General features: G+C 59.3%; 14 protein-coding genes. 12 read left to right on the forward strand and 2 right to left on the reverse strand.

Features of this window, described 5'->3' with window-relative positions; all coding sequences use genetic code 11:
* Positions 1 to 357 precede the first annotated feature (357 nt).
* The 11 genes from LOY55_RS25975 (at position 358) to LOY55_RS26025 (ending at position 14,273) form a co-directional block, all read left to right on the forward strand.
* Positions 358 to 1,758, forward strand: a complete 1,401-nt coding sequence (locus tag LOY55_RS25975; protein WP_046028499.1) for a polynucleotide adenylyltransferase PcnB — start codon at positions 358 to 360, stop codon at positions 1,756 to 1,758.
* A 4-nt stretch (positions 1,759 to 1,762) separates the two neighbouring features.
* Positions 1,763 to 2,248: a 2-amino-4-hydroxy-6-hydroxymethyldihydropteridine diphosphokinase gene (folK, locus tag LOY55_RS25980; RefSeq protein ID WP_223522741.1), complete on the forward strand. Its 486-nt coding sequence runs from the start codon at positions 1,763 to 1,765 to the stop codon at positions 2,246 to 2,248.
* Between the two features lie 366 nt (positions 2,249 to 2,614).
* A complete protein-coding gene (gene panB, locus LOY55_RS25985; RefSeq protein WP_109786275.1) occupies positions 2,615 to 3,415 on the forward strand; it encodes a 3-methyl-2-oxobutanoate hydroxymethyltransferase in 801 nt (266 codons plus the stop codon).
* The gene (gene panC, locus LOY55_RS25990; protein ID WP_223522740.1) at positions 3,412 to 4,272 is read left to right on the forward strand and encodes a pantoate--beta-alanine ligase; all 861 of its coding nucleotides are present in this window, start codon (positions 3,412 to 3,414) and stop codon (positions 4,270 to 4,272) included. Before panB ends, panC begins: the two co-directional genes overlap by 4 nt.
* Positions 4,273 to 4,479: 207 nt before the next feature.
* Complete coding sequence (panD, locus tag LOY55_RS25995; RefSeq protein ID WP_003228271.1) at positions 4,480 to 4,860, forward strand: aspartate 1-decarboxylase; 381 nt, start codon at positions 4,480 to 4,482, stop codon at positions 4,858 to 4,860.
* 231 nt (positions 4,861 to 5,091) lie between these two features.
* Positions 5,092 to 6,756, forward strand: coding sequence for a glucose-6-phosphate isomerase (gene pgi, locus LOY55_RS26000; protein ID WP_109786277.1), 1,665 nt, complete (start codon positions 5,092 to 5,094; stop codon positions 6,754 to 6,756).
* Between the two features lie 179 nt (positions 6,757 to 6,935).
* The gene (acs, locus tag LOY55_RS26005; protein ID WP_109786278.1) at positions 6,936 to 8,873 is read left to right on the forward strand and encodes an acetate--CoA ligase; all 1,938 of its coding nucleotides are present in this window, start codon (positions 6,936 to 6,938) and stop codon (positions 8,871 to 8,873) included.
* 65 nt (positions 8,874 to 8,938) lie between these two features.
* On the forward strand, positions 8,939 to 9,811 hold the full coding sequence (locus LOY55_RS26010) for an oxygenase MpaB family protein (protein WP_046028506.1): 873 nt from the start codon (positions 8,939 to 8,941) through the stop codon (positions 9,809 to 9,811).
* 104 nt (positions 9,812 to 9,915) lie between these two features.
* Positions 9,916 to 10,932, forward strand: coding sequence for a class I SAM-dependent rRNA methyltransferase (locus LOY55_RS26015; RefSeq protein WP_223522739.1), 1,017 nt, complete (start codon positions 9,916 to 9,918; stop codon positions 10,930 to 10,932).
* A 60-nt stretch (positions 10,933 to 10,992) separates the two neighbouring features.
* On the forward strand, positions 10,993 to 13,977 hold the full coding sequence (locus LOY55_RS26020) for a DUF748 domain-containing protein (protein ID WP_258667091.1): 2,985 nt from the start codon (positions 10,993 to 10,995) through the stop codon (positions 13,975 to 13,977).
* Between the two features lie 35 nt (positions 13,978 to 14,012).
* The gene (locus LOY55_RS26025; RefSeq protein WP_109786361.1) at positions 14,013 to 14,273 is read left to right on the forward strand and encodes a DUF2845 domain-containing protein; all 261 of its coding nucleotides are present in this window, start codon (positions 14,013 to 14,015) and stop codon (positions 14,271 to 14,273) included.
* Positions 14,274 to 14,548: 275 nt separating this feature from the next.
* Here the strand turns inward: LOY55_RS26025 and LOY55_RS26030 are convergent, their stop codons facing one another.
* Entirely contained in the window at positions 14,549 to 14,902 is a 354-nt protein-coding gene (locus LOY55_RS26030; protein ID WP_077431250.1) for a BON domain-containing protein, read from the reverse strand.
* Between the two features lie 308 nt (positions 14,903 to 15,210).
* Positions 15,211 to 15,633 carry a pilin gene (locus LOY55_RS26035; protein WP_109786282.1) on the reverse strand — a complete coding sequence of 141 codons (423 nt, stop codon included), beginning with the start codon at positions 15,631 to 15,633 and terminating at the stop codon, positions 15,211 to 15,213.
* Positions 15,634 to 15,858: 225 nt separating this feature from the next.
* Here LOY55_RS26035 and pilB point away from each other — a divergent pair, with 225 nt between their 5' ends.
* A complete protein-coding gene (gene pilB / locus LOY55_RS26040) occupies positions 15,859 to 17,559 on the forward strand; it encodes a type IV-A pilus assembly ATPase PilB (protein WP_223522737.1) in 1,701 nt (566 codons plus the stop codon).
* Positions 17,560 to 17,561 lie beyond the last annotated feature (2 nt).

Here is a 17,561-nt window from a genome sequence, read left to right on the forward strand (position 1 = left end):
TCTGGCGTTTACGCGACAGCAATTGCCAACCCCCGTCCGACCTGTAGCAGCTGTCGAGCAACGCGAGGCTGCGTTGGCTCGTGTAGCAGCTGTCGAGCCTGCGAGGCTGCGTTCGGCTGCGCAGCAGTCGTAATACAGACGACCCGTTTCATCTGAAACACCGCAATGACGACGGCTTCGCCGCCGGACGCAGCCTCGTGTTGCTCGTCACCGGCTACACGGATAGCGTCTGCCAGATATCCCCTTCAGCTGCTTGCGCAGCTTCCTACACCATCCCTCGACTAAATGCTAGAATCCCCGCCCATCATGCGGTCATTCTTCTGTTATGGCCGAACATTCCTTCAAACAGTGCATCCCATGCTGAAGAAGCTGTTCCAGTCATTCCGTTCTCCCAAGCGTCATACGCAACACATTCGCAGTACGCCTGAAGTGCTCAACAGCGGCCAACACTCGCTGCAAAAGGCGCAATTCAGCCGTTACGCGGTGAATATCGTCGAACGCCTGCAGAACGCCGGTTATCAGGCTTACCTGGTCGGCGGCTGCGTGCGTGACATGCTGCTCGGCATCACGCCCAAAGACTTTGACGTTGCCACCAGCGCCACACCTGAACAGGTGCGTGCCGAATTCCGCAACGCGCGGATCATCGGCCGTCGATTCAAACTGGTGCACATCCACTTCGGTCGAGAAATCATCGAAGTCGCGACCTTCCGCGCCAATCACCCGCAAAACGACGAGGAAGAAGACAGCAACCAGTCTTCCCGTAATGAAAGCGGGCGCATCTTGCGCGACAACGTCTATGGCACGCTGGAAGAAGACGCGCAACGCCGCGACTTCACCATCAACGCCCTCTACTACGATCCGGTCAGCGAGCGCATCCTCGACTACGCCAACGGCGTACACGACATCCGCAATCACCTGATCCGCTTGATCGGCGATCCGAAGCAGCGCTACCAGGAAGACCCGGTGCGGATGCTGCGGGCCGTGCGTTTTGCCGCCAAGTTGAATTTCGGTATCGAAAAACACAGTGCCCTGCCGATTCGCGAACTGGCACCGATGCTGCGCGAGATCCCGTCGGCCCGTCTGTTCGAAGAAGTGCTCAAGCTGTTCCTCTCCGGCCACGCCGCGGACACCTTCGAGATGCTGGTCGACTTGCAACTGTTCGATCCGCTGTTCCCGGCCAGTGCCGAGGCGCTCGAATACAACCCGACGTATACCCACACCCTCATCAGCGAAGCGCTGATCAACACGGACCTGCGGATCAAGCAGAACAAACCGGTGACCCCGGCGTTCCTGTTTGCCGCCCTGTTGTGGCCTGCCCTGCCGGCTCGCGTATTGCGCCTGCAAGAACGCGGCATGCCGCCGATTCCGGCCATGCAGGAAGCGGCTCACGAGCTGATTGCCGAACAGTGTCAGCGCATTGCGATTCCAAAACGCTTCACCATGCCGATCCGTGAGATCTGGGACATGCAAGAGCGCCTGCCACGCCGCAGCGGCAAGCGTGCCGACCTGTTGCTGGACAACCCACGCTTCCGCGCCGGTTACGACTTCTTGCTGCTGCGCGAAAGCGCCGGCGAGCAGACCGATGGCCTGGGCGAATGGTGGACGGACTATCAGGACGCCAATGACAGCGAACGTCGCGACATGATCCGCGACCTCAGCGGCAAGGACGACGGCACCGGCGCCCCCCGCAAACGTCGCCGCAGCGGTGGCGCCAAGCGCAAACGCGCTGCCGGCGCACCGAGCGTCTCGGGCGAGTAAATCCATGGAACGCATCTACATCGGCATGGGCAGCAATCTGGCTGCCCCCACCGAACAATTGCGCAGCGCCGTCGAAGCGCTGGCGCGTTTACCGCAGACCGAGCTGGTCGATGTGTCCGCTTTCTATCAAAGCGATTCGCTGCTACCCGGCCAACCGCGTTACACCAACGCGGTCGCCGCCCTCGACAGCACACTCGCCCCGCTGGAACTGCTCGATGCGCTGCAAGCCATCGAGAACGGACAGGGTCGTGAGCGCCTGGAGCGTTGGGGCCCTCGTACGCTGGATCTGGACATCGTGCTGTTTGGCGATCGACTGATCGATGAGCCGCGCCTCAAGGTTCCGCATTACCACCTGCAGGAACGGGCCTTTGTCCTGTATCCACTGGCCGAACTGGCGCCTGCGGATTTGCGCCTGGCCGATGGCCGCAATCTGAAGGATCTAGTCGCAGCCTGCCCGTTCGTCGGCCTGGAACGCCTCCCCAAAAGTTGACGCAAATCCCCTGTGGGAGCGAGCCTGCTCGCGAATGCGGTGTGTCATTAAACTTAAAGTTGACTGATCCACCGCATTCGCGAGCAGGCTCGCTCCCACATTGGTTTGGTGTCTGGCATGAGATCGATAGTTGCTGAATCGCATCAGTTACCCCGGTAACACCCCTGTCGTAACAATGCGGTAACACATGCAATTGACTTCCCGAGTTCTCCTCACGACTATAGGCGTCCCGCTGCCGCCAACACGGCGTTGAAGGGCGCAATCCAGGCCGTAAAAGCACGACAACAGACCGTGCGCCTGTATTTAACGAAGAATCACGCGCGTTACTCGCAGTAGTTTCCACAGCGCCTGAATGAGGAACTTTTCATGCCAGCCATCACCCTGACCACGCTGCAAGGTCTCAAGCAAAAAGGTGAAAAAATCACCATGCTGACCTGCTATGACGCGACCTTCGCCCACGCCTGCAATGAGGCTGGTGTCGAAGTGTTGCTGGTGGGCGACTCCCTCGGCATGGTTTTGCAAGGTCACGACAGTACCCTGCCCGTGACGACCGCCGAAATGGCTTACCACGTCGCAGCGGTCAAACGCGGCAACACCGATGCGTTGATCCTCGCCGACTTGCCGTTCATGGCCTACGCCACCACCGAACAAGCCATGACCAACAGTGCCCTGTTGATGCAGGCCGGTGCACACATGGTCAAGGTAGAAGGCGCACTGTGGCTGGCGGACTCGATCCGCCTGCTGGCCGAACGCGGTATCCCGGTGTGCGCGCACCTGGGGCTGACACCGCAATCGGTGAACATCCTGGGCGGTTACAAAGTCCAGGGGCGTAACGAAAACCAGGCCAGGCAGATGCGCGCCGATGCCATCTCACTGGAACAGGCTGGCGCCGCCATGTTGCTGCTCGAATGCGTGCCCAGCGAACTGGCTGAAGAAATCACCCAGGCCGTGAAGATTCCGGTCATCGGGATCGGCGCCGGCAGCGGCACTGACGGCCAGGTCCTGGTCCTGCACGACATGCTGGGCTTGTCGATTACCGGCCGTGTGCCAAAGTTCGTGAAGAACTTCATGACTGGCCAGAACACCATTCAAGCAGCCCTGAGTGCTTACGTGACCGAAGTCAAAGCGGCGACTTTCCCAGGCATCGAACACGGATTCTCTGCATGAACACCGTAAAAACCGTACGCGAACTGCGGGCCGCCGTGGCCCGTGCCCGCAGCGAAGGCAAGCGCATCGGCTTCGTGCCGACCATGGGCAACCTGCACAGCGGTCATATTGCACTGATTACCAAAGCCTCCCAGCGGGTGGATTTCGTGGTCGCGAGCATCTTCGTCAACCCGCTGCAATTCGGCGCTGGCGAAGACCTCGACAAATACCCGCGCACCCTCGCTGCCGACCAGGAGAAGCTGCTCCAGGCCGGTTGCCACTTGCTGTTCGCGCCAGCCGTTGAAGAAATGTACCCGGACGGCATGGCCGGCCAGACTCGCGTCAGCGTTCCACTGCTGTCTGAAGGCCTGTGCGGCGCCAGCCGTCCTGGGCATTTTGAAGGTGTGGCGACGGTGGTCAGCAAGTTGTTCAACATGGTCCAGCCAGACCTGGCGATCTTCGGCCAGAAAGACTTCCAGCAACTGGCGGTGATCAAATCCCTGGTGCATGACCTGAACATGCCGATCCAGATCATTGGCGAACCGACTGTCCGTGCAGCCGATGGCCTGGCGCTGTCATCGCGCAATGGCTTTCTCAGCGAAGAACAGCGTGCCGTGGCGCCCGTGGTCTATCGCACGCTGAGTTCGATTGCCGAGGCAATCAAGCAAGGTGAGCGGGATTTCCCGGCGCTGATCGACGCACAGATCAAACAACTTGAAACCGCCGGTTTGCGTCCCGACTATCTGGAAATCCGCCAGGCGCTGACCTTGCGCCCGGCGACGCCAGAAGATCGCGACCTGGTGATTCTGGTGGCCGCGTTCCTCGGCACCACGCGGTTGATCGACAACCTGCACCTGAACCTCGACGCCCCCGTCTAAACACCACCAAACCCTATGGGAGCCTTGCTTGCTCGCGATAGCGATCTGGTATTCAACAATGATGTTGAATGTGCGGGCCTCATCGCGAGCAAGCTTGGCTCCCACAGGTTTTTTGGTGGCTCTGAAGATTGCATTTCAGCTGTATTGCCGCCCACAAACCCTTCGGGCAAACTGCCCGCCGTTCGATTCCGACCTGGGGAAACACTCATGCACGCCATCATGCTCAAGGCCAAGCTGCATCGCGCCGAAGTCACCCACGCTGTCCTCGATTACGAAGGTTCCTGCGCCATCGACGGCGAATGGCTGGACTTGTCCGGCATCCGTGAATACGAGCAGATCCAGATCTATAACGTCGACAACGGCGAACGCTTCACCACCTACGCCATTCGTGGCGAAGAAGGTTCGCGCATGATCTCGGTCAATGGTGCCGCAGCCCACAAGGCCAAGGTCGGTGATCGCGTGATCATCTGTGCTTACGCCCATTACAGCGAAGCCGAATTGCTCAACTTCAAACCGCGCATGCTCTACATGGCGCCGGGCAATGAGCTGAGCCACACCAGTAACGCCATTCCGGTTCAGGTCGCCTGATCGCACCGAAGCGCTGCCGACCCTCCGTTTGTCGGGTTGTTCCTGACTTCGATGTTAAAAAAGTACAGGAAACAGGTCAGACAAAGTCAAGACAGATCAAGGCGCGGGGTTTACTGTAGTCGCCCTGCGCCATGAGATCGTGTCGACGCAGTTGACCGGACGCGCCACCCCAGGCGCTCCGGGATTTTTAGTGTTCAAAAGGCCGTTCAAGTAAAAAGGAAACCCGCAGCGATGGCGTACTACCGCACCCCTCACGACGTTACCGCTCTGCCCGCCTGGCAAGCGTTGAATGATCACCGCCAAGCCATGCAGGATTTCAGCATGCGCGAGGCCTTCAATGCCGACCCGCAGCGTTTCACTCAATTCACCCTTAGCAGCTGCGGTTTGTTTCTCGATTACTCGAAGAACCTGATCACCACCGAGACCCGCAATCTGCTGGTGGGTCTGGCCAACGAAGTCGACCTCAAGGGCGCGATCAAATCGCTGTTCGAAGGCGAAATCGTCAATGCGTCCGAAGGTCGTCCGGCCCTGCACACCGCACTGCGCCGCCCGGTTGGCGACAAGTTGTCGGTCAATGGCGTCAACGTGATGCCGGAAGTGCACAAAGTACTGAACCAGATCACCGACCTCGTGGGCCGCATCCACGACGGCTTGTGGCGCGGTTACACCGAGAAGCCGATCACTGACGTGGTGAACATCGGCATCGGTGGCTCGTTCCTCGGCCCGGAACTGGTGTCCGAAGCCTTGCTGTCCTACGCCCAGAAAGGCGTGCGTTGCCACTATTTGGCAAACATCGACGGCAGCGAATTCCACGAACTGGCCATGAAGCTGCGCGCCGAGACCACGCTGTTCATCGTCTCGTCGAAATCTTTCAACACCCTCGAAACCCTGAAAAACGCCCAGGCCGCACGCGCCTGGTACCTGGCTCAGGGCGGCTCGGAAGCCGAGCTGTATCGCCACTTCATCGCCGTTTCCAGCAACAATGCAGCGGCCGTGGCCTTCGGCATTCGTGAAGAAAACATCTTCCCGATGTGGGACTGGGTCGGCGGTCGTTACTCGCTGTGGTCGGCCATCGGTTTGCCGATTGCCCTGGCCATCGGCATGTCCAACTTCAAGGAACTGCTGTCCGGTGCCTACACCATGGACCAGCATTTCCAGACCGCGCCGTTCGAGCAGAACATGCCGGTACTGCTGGCCTTGCTCGGCGTGTGGTACGGCAATTTCTGGGGTGCACAAAGCCACGCCATCCTGCCGTATGACCACTACTTGCGGAACATCACCAAGCACTTGCAACAGCTGGACATGGAATCCAACGGCAAGAGCGTGCGTCAGGATGGCACGCCAGTGTCCACCGACACCGGTCCGGTGATCTGGGGTGGCGTCGGCTGCAACGGCCAACACGCCTATCACCAGTTGCTGCACCAAGGCACCCAACTGATCCCGGCTGACTTCATCGTGCCGATCGTCAGCTTCAACCCGGTGTCCGACCACCACCAGTGGCTGTACGCCAACTGCCTGTCGCAAAGCCAGGCGCTGATGCTCGGCAAGACCCTCAGCGAGGCCGAAGCCGAACTGCGTGACAAAGGCATGAGCGAAGCCGATGTGCAGAAACTCGCACCGCACAAGGTGATCCCGGGCAACCGCCCGAGCAACACCCTGGTGGTCGAGCGCATCAGCCCGCGTCGTCTCGGTGCATTGGTGGCCATGTACGAACACAAAGTCTTCGTGCAAAGCGTGGTCTGGGGCATCAACGCCTTCGACCAGTGGGGCGTGGAACTGGGTAAAGAGTTGGGCAAAGGCGTCTACAACCGCCTCGTCGGCAGCGAAGAAACCCCGGCTGACGATGCTTCGACCCAAGGCCTGATCAACTACTTCCGCGGTCGTCACCGCGGTTAACACCCCACTCCCGTAGGAGCCGGGCTTGCTCGCGATGAACGATGACGCGGTGTATCTGATCCACCGCGACGTCTGCATCGCCAGCAAGCTCGGCTCTTACAGGGGCGGTGCAAGGCTTGAACCCACTCGCTACTCGGCGCATCTTTATCCTTGTCGCAAAACAAGCATAAGGAACCGTCATGTTCGATATCAGCACGTTCCCCAAAGCCGATGCCGTCCGCCGGGCTGCGCATTTGAGTCAAGACGACTACCAGCGCCTGTATCGCGAATCCATCGAACACCCCAGTACGTTCTGGGCCGAACAAGCCACGCGCTTTCTCGACTGGAGTACGCCGTGGGACACCGTCCAGCGCTATAACCTGAAAACCGGTGAAGCGAGCTGGTTTGCCGGCGGTCAGTTGAACGTCAGTTACAACTGCATCGACCGTCATTTGAAACAACGCGGCGATCAAATCGCGATCATCTGGGAAGGCGACGATCCCGCCGAATCCGCGCAAATCACCTACAAAAAACTCCATCACAACGTCTGTCGCCTGGCCAACGTGCTCAAGAGCCGCGGCGTGAAGAAAGGCGATCGCGTCTGCATTTACATGCCGATGATCCCCGAAGCCGCTTACGCCATGCTCGCCTGTACACGCATCGGAGCGGTGCATTCGGTGGTGTTTGGGGGTTTCTCGCCGGACTCCCTGCGCGACCGGATTCTCGACGCTGACTGCCGCACGGTAATCACCGCCGATGAAGGCGTGCGTGGCGGTAAATTCGTGCCACTCAAACACAACGTCGACAAGGCCCTTCAGAGCTGCCCGAACGTCAGCACGGTCATCGTCGTCGAGCGCACCCAGGGCGATGTGAACTGGGTTGAAGGCCGCGATCTCTGGTATCACCAGGCCTTGCGTGATGTCAGCGACGACTGCCCGCCGGAACCGATGGACGCCGAAGATCCGCTGTTCATCCTCTACACCTCCGGCAGCACCGGCAAACCCAAAGGCGTGTTGCACACCACTGGCGGCTACCTGCTGCAAGCAGCGATGACCTTCAAATACGTGCTCGACTACCGTGATGACGAAGTGTTCTGGTGCACCGCCGATGTCGGCTGGGTCACCGGTCACAGCTACATCGTCTACGGCCCGTTGGCCAACGGCGCGACCACGCTAATCTTCGAAGGCGTACCGAGTTACCCGAGCACCTCGCGTTTCTGGCAAGTCATCGACAAGCACCACGTCAACATCTTCTACACCGCGCCCACCGCCCTGCGCGCCTTGATGCGTGAAGGCCGCGAACCGTTGCAGGAAACGTCCCGCGCAAGCCTCAGATTACTCGGCACTGTGGGTGAGCCGATCAATCCGGAGGCGTGGGATTGGTACTTCAATGTGGTCGGCGAGCAGCGTTGCCCCATCGTCGATACCTGGTGGCAGACCGAAACCGGCGGCATCATGCTCAGCCCGCTGGTCAGCGCGCAACGAATCAAACCCGGCTGCGCCACGCAACCGATGTTTGGTGTACAACCGGTGTTGCTCGATGAAACGGGCAAGGAAATCAAAGGCGCCGGCAGCGGCGTGCTGGCGATCAAGTCCAGTTGGCCGGCACAGATCCGCAGTGTCTACGGCGACCCGCAACGGATGATCGACACCTACTTCAAGCCCTACCCCGGTTATTACTTCACCGGCGACGGCGCGCGACGCGATGAGGACGGCGATTACTGGATCACCGGGCGCATCGACGACGTGATCAACGTCTCCGGCCACCGCATCGGCACTGCCGAAGTGGAAAGCGCCCTGGTGCTGCATGACAGCATCGCCGAAGCCGCCGTGGTCGGTTATCCCCACGACGTCAAAGGCCAGGGCATCTACGCCTTCGTCACGCCCATGAACGGCACCGACCCCAATGACGAACTGAAGAAGGAATTGCTCGACCACGTCAGCAAGGACATCGGCAGCTTCGCCAAACCGGACTTGATCCAGTGGGCTCCGGCCTTGCCTAAAACCCGGTCGGGCAAGATCATGCGGCGTATTCTGCGCAAGATCGCCTGCAATGAGCTGGACAGCCTGGGCGACACCTCGACCCTGGCCGATCCGAGTGTCGTTCAGGGCTTGATCGACAAACGCCTGAACCAATGATTTGTTGTTGCATCCCACCCGCGCGGCCAGCGATGGCCGCGCCTTTTTTTCGCCACTGAGTCGCCATGGAATTCATCCGTACCCGCATCGAAACCCAAATCATGAGCCTGAGCGGTCTGTCACTGGGCAAGCTCGATCTGGAAAATCCCAAAGGTGATCCCGGCCTGTTCGGCCCCGACTCGGTGAGTTGGCAAGTGCACGGCGATTTCAGCAGCATGCTCATTGGCGGCATCAGCGCCCTGATGCTGCAAGCCCTGCATCCACTGGCGCTGGCCGGGGTCTGGGATCATTCGAATTTTCGTGAGGACATGCTCGGCCGACTGCGCCGCACCGGGCAGTTCATCTCTGGCACCACGTTTGGTTCGCGAAAGGATGCCGACTGGCTGATCGAGAAAGTCCGCACCATCCACCTGCAAGTCACCGGTACGGCACCGGACGGACGCCCCTACGCCGCCAGTGATCCAGACTTGCTGACCTGGGTGCATGTGGCCGAGGTCAGCAACTTTCTCGCCGCGCATTTGCGTTACCGCAATCCGGCGCTGTCGCTGGCCGATCAGGATCGCTACTACGCAGAAATCGCCATCGTTGCCGAACGCCTGGGTGCCCGCGATGTACCCCGCTCGCGACAGGCCATTGCCGATTACCTTGCGCGCATTCGCCCTCAGTTGCTGTGCGACGAACGCAGCCGGGAAGTGTTGCGGTTGCTGCTGAGCGCGCCCTCCCCCAGCCGTTTGGCCAAGCCTTTTGGCGGTTTGATGATGCAGGCGGGTATCGATCTGCTACCGGACTGGGCCAGTGCCATGCTCGGCGTCAGCCAGAATCCACTGCAACGCAAACTGATCCGCGCCAGCGTTAACCGCAGTGCACCGATGCTGCGCTGGGCAGTGCGCAATGGCTCGGTGCAGCGGGCGAAGCGGCGGATGGGGCTGTTGACCTGACGATTGATCGTTCCAACGCTCCGCGTGGGAACGATCAGTGGCTCGGGATCAGGTGCAATGCTGTTAAACTCCCGCGCCAAATTCCCTCCTGCAAGGCGCCCAGCATGTCTTCCTTGAATCAGGCGCTGCGCGCCGCCCTCGAACATCGCCAGGACCTGCTTGCCGAACTGCATCAGCAAGGCACCGATTGCTATCGCCTGTTCCACGGCAGCCAGGAAGGCGCCGGTGGCCTGACCATCGACCGCTATGGTCCGCAACTGCTGGTGCAAAGCTTTCACCAGTCTCTGGAACGCGACGCCCTGCTGCAATTGCACGACGCCATAAATCAACACCTGGGCCTGGAAACCCTGTTGGTCTACAACGACCGCTCCCGTGGCAATTCGCGCATCGACCGCGAAGACACCGTCTACCAGGCCGATGAAGCCGCGCTTCAGGATCTGGTCGGCCACGAGTGGGGCCTGAACTACCGGGTTCGCGGGCGCCATGCCGGCCAGGACCCTTTGCTATTCCTCGACCTGCGCAACACCCGTGGCTGGGTCAAAGCACACAGCCAGAACAAAAGCGTGCTCAACCTGTTTGCCTACACCTGTGGCGTGGGGCTGAGTGCAGCGGCCGGTGGTGCCCGCGAGGTGTGCAACCTCGATTTCGCCGAGGGCAATCTGGCGGTCGGCTGTGAGAATGGGCTGCTCAATCCGCAATTGCCCGCCATGGAGTTCATCCAGTCCGATTACTTCCCGGCGATCCGCCAACTGGCAGGGCTGCCGATCAGTCAACGCCGTGGGCAGAAGTTGCCGAGTTATCAACGCCTGGAACAGCGTCAATACGACCTGGTGCTGCTCGACCCGCCCGCCTGGGCCAAGAGCGCCTTCGGCACCGTCGACCTGCTGCGCGACTACCAGAGCCTGCTCAAACCCGCACTGCTGACCACCGCCGACAATGGCGTGCTGATCTGCTGCAACAACCTGGCAAAGGTCACCATGGACGACTGGCGTGAACAGGTATTGCGTTGCGCCGAGAAAGCCGGGCGACCGGTGCGCGAATGGACAGTGATGACACCGGGCGCTGATTTCCCGTCGATGGATCAGCAACCACCGCTAAAAACATTGATCCTGCAGCTCTGAAACCCAGGCAGCATTTCAGACAAATCCTGCAAAGCGTGGTTACTTCGGAACTGCAATCGCATGCCATACTCCAAGGCACTCCGATTCAGACAGATGAAGCCGCACATGCCCAAAGGATTGATTCGCGCTATCGGCGCCTTGTTGACTGCTCTGGCTCTCTACAGCTTGCTGGGGTTTCTGATTTTACCGGGCATCGCCTTGCGGGTTGCCAACCAACAATTGGCCAACTACGCCACGGTGCCCGCCCACCTCCAGCGTATCGAACTCAACCCGTTCAGCCTTGAAGTGACCCTTTGGGGCCTGGTCATCGGCGAGCCGGGCAAGGAACAGATCGGCTTCGAACGCCTGTACGCCAACCTGCAAATCGACAGCCTCTGGACCAAGGCCGTGCATCTGTCCGATATCGAACTGGACAAACTCAAGACTGAAATCCTCTTCGGCAAGGACGGCAAGCTCAATCTGCTTGGGCTGTTCAAACTGCCAGCAAGCGAACCCACCCCCGCCGACCCGGATGCCAAGCCGTTTCCACTGCGCATCGAGCGGATCCAGCTGGCGGGCGGCGCCTTGCACTTTGAAGATGCCCGGCCCAGCGAACCCATCGAGTTTCTCTACGACAAACTCGACTTCGAGCTGAAAAACCTCAGCACCCTGCCCGAAGACAGCGCCGACATGACCTTGGTGGCCATCGGCCCCAACGGCGGACAGATCGACTGGACCGGCAACTTCAGCCTGATCCCGCTCGCCTCCGAAGGTAAGCTGAAAATCACCGATGGCAAGATGAAAGCCTTCTGGCCCTATGTCCGCGACGCAGTCCCCCTGGACCTCGAAAGCGGCATCATGAGCCTCAGCACCGACTACAAGCTCAATCTGTCCAAGGAAACCGAACTGCTGTTGAGCAATGTCGCTGTCAGCGTCGCGCCTTTCGCGATCAAGGCTCCGGACGGGCGGCCGCTGGCGAAGCTCGAACGATTGGACATCAGCGACACCACCGTGGACCTGGCCAAGCAACAAGTGGTGGTCGGCAAAGTCCGCAGCCACAAACTGGAAACCTGGGCCGCCCTCGAAGTCGACGGGCAACTTGACTGGCAAAAACTGTTCGCCAGCCAGCCATCCAAACCCGCTGCCAAAGCCAAGGCCGAACCGGCCACTACACCCGCGGCTGCCGACTCACCGAAACCGGAACCTGCGCCACCGAGCAAACCGTGGCAAGTGCTGCTCAAAGACGTGCAACTGCGCGATTACCAGGTGCACCTGGCCGACCGCAAGGCGCAACCCGCCGTCGCGCTGGAAGTGGGCCCGTTGAACCTGGACCTGCAGAACTTCGACAGCCTCAATGGCTCGCCTTTCAATCTCAAGCTCGACACCGGCCTGGGCAAGCAGGGCAAGGTGTTGGCAGACGGCGTGGTCAATCTCGCCCCGATCAGCGCCAAACTGAAGATGCAGACCAAAGACATCGACCTGCGTGTCGCCCAGTCATACATCACCCCGTTCATTCGCCTGGAACTGCGCAGCGGCATGCTCGGCAGTGATCTGGCAGTCGATCTGAAAAGCACCGAGCCTCTGGCGTTCAGCGTCACCGGTCGCGCTCAGGTCGATCAGTTGCACACCCTCGACACCCTGAAAACCCGGGACTTTCTCAAGTGGCAGCAGGTGGTGGTCGAAGGCCTGAACTATCAACACGGTGACAGCCTGTCGATCGACAAGGTCAACCTGTTCCAGCCCTATGTGCGCTTCATGATCAATGAAGATCGCACCACCAACATTGATGACTTGTTGATCCCGCAACCGCCCGACACCGGCGCGAAAACCACCGCGGCCAAACCGGCCGGCAACGGCAAACCACTGGGCATCCACATCGGCGGCATTGCCATCAATGACGGTTCGGCCAACTTCGCCGACTTCAGCCTGACCCCGAACTTCGCCACCGCTGTGCAACAGCTCAACGGGCAGATCGGCACCATCGACAGCCGTCAGCCAAAACCGGCCAGCGTTGATGTGAAAGGCAAGGTAGATCGTTATGCACCCGTGACGATCAAGGGCGCAGTCAATCCATTCGACCCGATGGCCAGCCTCGACATCGCCACCAGTTTCAAACGCGTTGAGCTGACCACGCTCACCCCTTACTCCGGCAAATTTGCCGGGTATCGCATCCGCAAGGGCCGGCTCAATCTCGACGTGCATTACCTGATTACCAAAGGTCAGCTCAAGGCCGAAAACAAAGTGGTGGTCGAGCAATTGCAGCTAGGGGAAAAAGTCGACAGCCCGGATGCCGTGAGCCTGCCACTGAAGCTGGCGATCGCTTTGCTCAAGGATGTCGACGGCAAGATTTCCATCGAATTGCCCGTCACCGGTGACCTCAATAATCCGCAGTTCAGTGTCATGCCGATTATCTGGCAAACCCTGCGCAACCTGATCGTCAAGGCAGCCGCTGCGCCGTTCAAAATGATTGGCGGGCTGGTCAGTGGCGGCGGTTCCGAAGACTTGGGCAGCGTGTCATTCGCGCCGGGTTCAAGCGACCTGGGCAAGGATGCCGAAGCGGCATTGGTCAAACTGTCCAACGCCCTGAAGGAACGCCCGGCCCTGCGCCTGGAAATCGAAGGCACGGCGGCGGCGAGCAGCGATGGCCCGCTGATCGCCGAGCAACGCCTGGAGCGGGAATACCAGTACAACTACTACAAAATGCTCCAGCGTCGTGGCGACAAGGTGCCAGCACAGGCCTCATTGCTGGATGTTCCGGACAACGAGAAAGGCCCGCTGCTGGAAGGCATCTACCGCACCCGCCTGAAGACCCAGCCACCCGCCGAATGGAAGGACCTGGGCAAGGAAGATCGCACCGCGAAAATGCGTGCGGACGTGATCAAGTTCTGGAGTACCAGCGATGTGCTGTTGCGTCAGTTGGGTCAGGACCGCGCCAGCAGCATCAAGGATTATCTGGTCGACAAGGGCCAGTTGGCCGATGACCGCGTGTACTTCATCGACGCCAGCCTTGGCGAAGCAGAAAGTGATGGCCGGGTGGTGACGCCGATGCATCTGGACGCCGAGTGAAGGTCAGGCGATTGCTCTCAGGCCTGGTGCTGGTGATGGGCGCCAGCCAAGTCTCCGCAGCCGACACCTTGCGCTGTGGCAGTCAATTGATCAGCGTCGGCGACAGGTCCAGCGAAGTGCTGCAAAAGTGTGGAGAACCTGTCAGCCGCGATTTGCTCGGGTACAAACGCAGTGCCAATCGACGTGAAGAGTTCCAGGTGGAGGAATGGACCTACGGGCCCAACGGCGGGATGTACCAGTTCCTGCGTTTTGAAGGCAATCGCCTGACCCAAATCACCAGCAAACGCGGCAATTAAATCCCCACCCCTTCAAGTCTAAACATACAAGCGAGCTTGCTCGCGATGGCGGTCTAACAGTCAACCTGGATGTTGAATGTTATGCCCTCATCGCGAGCAAGCTCGCTCCCACAGTTGTTTTGTGTTGCCCATATAGAACAGGCCCCCGACACGAATGTCGGAGGCCTGTAATGGCCACATCCTTATGGCCGTTCGCATGAACTCCCAAGAAGCGGCAGGCGTATTGCTCAGCCCGTCTGCCACACCTTCTCCCGGTCCAGGCGAGAAGTCTTGCCTTACTCGGCTTTCAGGCCGTCAGCGGAGACCGCTTTGACGCCTTTGATTTTCTTGGTGATCGCCACAGCGGTGGCTTTCTGAGAATCAGTCACGGCAACCGTGGACGACAGGGACACAACACCTTTGTTGGTTTCGACTTTGATGTCGGTGCCAGGAATACCTTTTTCAGTCAGCAGGTCGCTTTTAACTTTGGTGGTGATCCAGGTATCGGAAGTAGCTTCCTCGACCTTGGCAGCCTCACCAGAAGCCAATGTCAAAGGGGCTTGAGTGGTGGTGGTCTGCGCGAATGCTGCGTTGGCCAGGGTCAGGGTCAGCGCGGTAGCAGTAGCGGCAGCGATAGCGAACTTCTTCATACGAGTAACTCCTGTTTTTCTAGAAAGTCTGCTGGTTGTCTTCTCAGCAGGGTTACTGGGGATATTGCGAACGCTGTGCCAACTTTGAAACAACTAACAAATTCTTATAAATCAATAACTTATAAATTCGACCCATTTTCGAAATCATGCAAAATGCATGACCTGGTAAATCTCTGCATGCAACATGCGGGTTTTCACAAAGTTCCTAACACGCTGAATTTTTTGGCTTTTTTTCTGTGTCTGCGAGACATTCGCAAGCAAAAAAAGCCCCGTGTCCTTAGAAGCGGGGCTGTGCCGGATCTCAGCGTTTACGTAGCGGAACCCGTGCAGCCTTTAGGCACGTAGTCTTGTTGAGCAGTGCTGGTACACGCCCAGCCATTAGTGGCATCACGGGTCAATGTGATGGTCTTGCTCAACACAGGCCCCGGTGCATTCAAGATCGTGCACGTGATGGTGCCGGCACCCGTGGCAACCGTACCTGTCACTGCGACCGTGCAATTGCTGGTGGTGGCATTGCCCGCCGGCGCCACGTTGGCCACCGTTGGCGCAGTCCCCTGGTTGATCACATCTTCATACGGAACCTTCATGGCGGAAATCTCGGCCAAGCCTGCCGTCACTTTCGCCCGAGCCTGATATTTGGAATACATCGGCAACGCAAACGTCGCCAGAATCCCGATGATCGCCACCACGATCAGCAGTTCGATCAGGGTAAAACCTTTCTGAGTCTTCATAGACACGCTCCATGCATGAGTTGAAATCTCATGATCTGCAAGAGCATCAGCACAGCCCATGCCAAGCGCCAGAGCCCCTGCTGGCGGGGCGCGAAGTCGAGCCGAAGGGCTTTCGAGCCCCCTGCAACCGCACTATCTGACACTTTTTGTCACCTCAACGCCGCTGGTTTGGTTCAGCGCCTTGACTAGGCTATAAGTCTTGAACTGTCTGTGTCCGGTATCCCCATGAACGACATCGCCCTAAGCGGTCTGGCCAAGCAATTGGTCCTGGCCGAGCTGCTCACTGACAAAAGCGCGCAACAGGCGTATCAGCAAGCCCAACGCAACAAGATTTCCCTGGTCAGTTACCTGGTACAGAACAATCTGGCGAAGAGTCGACAGATCGCCGAGATTGCCTCGGAGCATTTCGGCATGGCGCTGCTGGACCTCTATTGCCTGGACAAGGAAACCCAGCCCAAAGGACTGGTCAGCGAAAAGCTGATCCGCCAGCACCATGCGCTGCCTCTCTGGCGACGCGGCAACAAGTTGTTCGTGGGGATTTCCGACCCGACCAATCATCAGGCGATCAATGACATCCAGTTCAGCACCGGGCTGAACACCGAAGCCATCCTGGTGGAGGACGACAAGCTCAGCGATGCCATCGAGAAATTCTTCGACAGCCATGCCAGCGGCCTGGAAGACATGGCAGATGTCGATCTCGACGGGCTGGACATCGAGTCGGTCGATGACAACAAAAAGGACGCTATCGCCGGGCAGGATGCCGACGATGCGCCCGTCGTGCGTTTCGTCCACAAAATGCTGCTCGACGCGATCAAGAGCGGCTCGTCCGACCTGCACTTCGAGCCCTATGAAAAAACATACCGGGTGCGGATGCGCACCGACGGCATGTTGCGCGAAGTGGCCAAGCCGCCCACTCAATTGGCCAACCGCATTGCGGCGCGGCTCAAAGTCATGGCCAGCCTCGACATTTCCGAGCGCCGCAAACCTCAGGACGGGCGGATAAAAATGCGCCTGTCCAAGAGCAAGTCGATTGATTTCCGGGTCAATACCCTGCCGACGCTATGGGGCGAGAAAGTGGTGATCCGGATCCTCGACCCGTCCAGCGCGCAAATGGGCATTGATGCCCTCGGCTACGAGTCCGACCAGAAAGACTTGTACATGGCCGCCCTGAAGCAGCCACAGGGCATGATTCTGGTCACCGGGCCCACCGGCTCGGGCAAGACCGTGTCGCTCTACACCGGCTTGAATATCCTCAACACCGTGGACATCAATATTTCCACCGCCGAAGACCCGGTGGAGATCAACATGGAAGGCATCAACCAGGTCAACGTCAATCCCAAGCAGGGGCTGGATTTCGCCCAGGCGCTGCGTTCGTTCCTGCGCCAGGACCCGGACGTGATCATGGTGGGCGAAATCCGCGATCTGGAAACCGCCGAAATCGCCATCAAAGCCGCGCAGACCGGGCATCTGGTGCTGTCCACCCTGCACACCAACAGCGCCGCCGAAACCTTGACCCGTCTGCATAACATGGGCATTCAGGGCTTCAACATCGCCACCTCGGTCACCCTGATCATCGCCCAGCGTCTGGCGCGCAAATTGTGCAACCACTGCAAGCAATCCATCGACGTCCCTCGTGAAACGCTGCTCAAGGAAGGTTTTCCCGAGGAACGCATCGGCTCATTCGCGATCTATGAGCCGGTCGGTTGCGATCAGTGCAACAACGGCTACAAAGGGCGCGTCGGGATTTATGAAGTGGTGAAGAACACCAAGGACCTGCAACGGCTGATCATGGCCGAGGGCAACTCACTGCAAATCGACAGCCAGATGCGCAAGGACGGTTTCAACGACTTGCGCACCTCGGGCCTGCTCAAGGCCATGCAAGGCGTCACTAGCCTTGAAGAAATCAACCGGGTCACCAAGGACTGAAC

The sequence above is a fragment of the Pseudomonas sp. B21-040 genome (assembly GCF_024748695.1).
Classification (GTDB): Bacteria; Pseudomonadota; Gammaproteobacteria; order Pseudomonadales; family Pseudomonadaceae; genus Aquipseudomonas.

Coding starts and splice junctions, on each gene's coding strand:
- LOY55_RS26020 (WP_258667091.1), top strand. CDS start 10,993: ATGCCATACTCCAAGGCACTCCGATTCAGACAGATGAAGCCGCACATG.
- LOY55_RS26025 (WP_109786361.1), top strand. CDS start 14,013: ATGGGCGCCAGCCAAGTCTCCGCAGCCGACACCTTGCGCTGTGGCAGT.
- folK (WP_223522741.1), top strand. CDS start 1,763: ATGGAACGCATCTACATCGGCATGGGCAGCAATCTGGCTGCCCCCACC.
- LOY55_RS25975 (WP_046028499.1), top strand. CDS start 358: ATGCTGAAGAAGCTGTTCCAGTCATTCCGTTCTCCCAAGCGTCATACG.
- acs (WP_109786278.1), top strand. CDS start 6,936: ATGTTCGATATCAGCACGTTCCCCAAAGCCGATGCCGTCCGCCGGGCT.
- pgi (WP_109786277.1), top strand. CDS start 5,092: ATGGCGTACTACCGCACCCCTCACGACGTTACCGCTCTGCCCGCCTGG.
- pilB (WP_223522737.1), top strand. CDS start 15,859: ATGAACGACATCGCCCTAAGCGGTCTGGCCAAGCAATTGGTCCTGGCC.
- LOY55_RS26010 (WP_046028506.1), top strand. CDS start 8,939: ATGGAATTCATCCGTACCCGCATCGAAACCCAAATCATGAGCCTGAGC.
- LOY55_RS26030 (WP_077431250.1), bottom strand. CDS start 14,902: ATGAAGAAGTTCGCTATCGCTGCCGCTACTGCTACCGCGCTGACCCTG.
- panD (WP_003228271.1), top strand. CDS start 4,480: ATGCACGCCATCATGCTCAAGGCCAAGCTGCATCGCGCCGAAGTCACC.
- panC (WP_223522740.1), top strand. CDS start 3,412: ATGAACACCGTAAAAACCGTACGCGAACTGCGGGCCGCCGTGGCCCGT.
- LOY55_RS26035 (WP_109786282.1), bottom strand. CDS start 15,633: ATGAAGACTCAGAAAGGTTTTACCCTGATCGAACTGCTGATCGTGGTG.
- panB (WP_109786275.1), top strand. CDS start 2,615: ATGCCAGCCATCACCCTGACCACGCTGCAAGGTCTCAAGCAAAAAGGT.
- LOY55_RS26015 (WP_223522739.1), top strand. CDS start 9,916: ATGTCTTCCTTGAATCAGGCGCTGCGCGCCGCCCTCGAACATCGCCAG.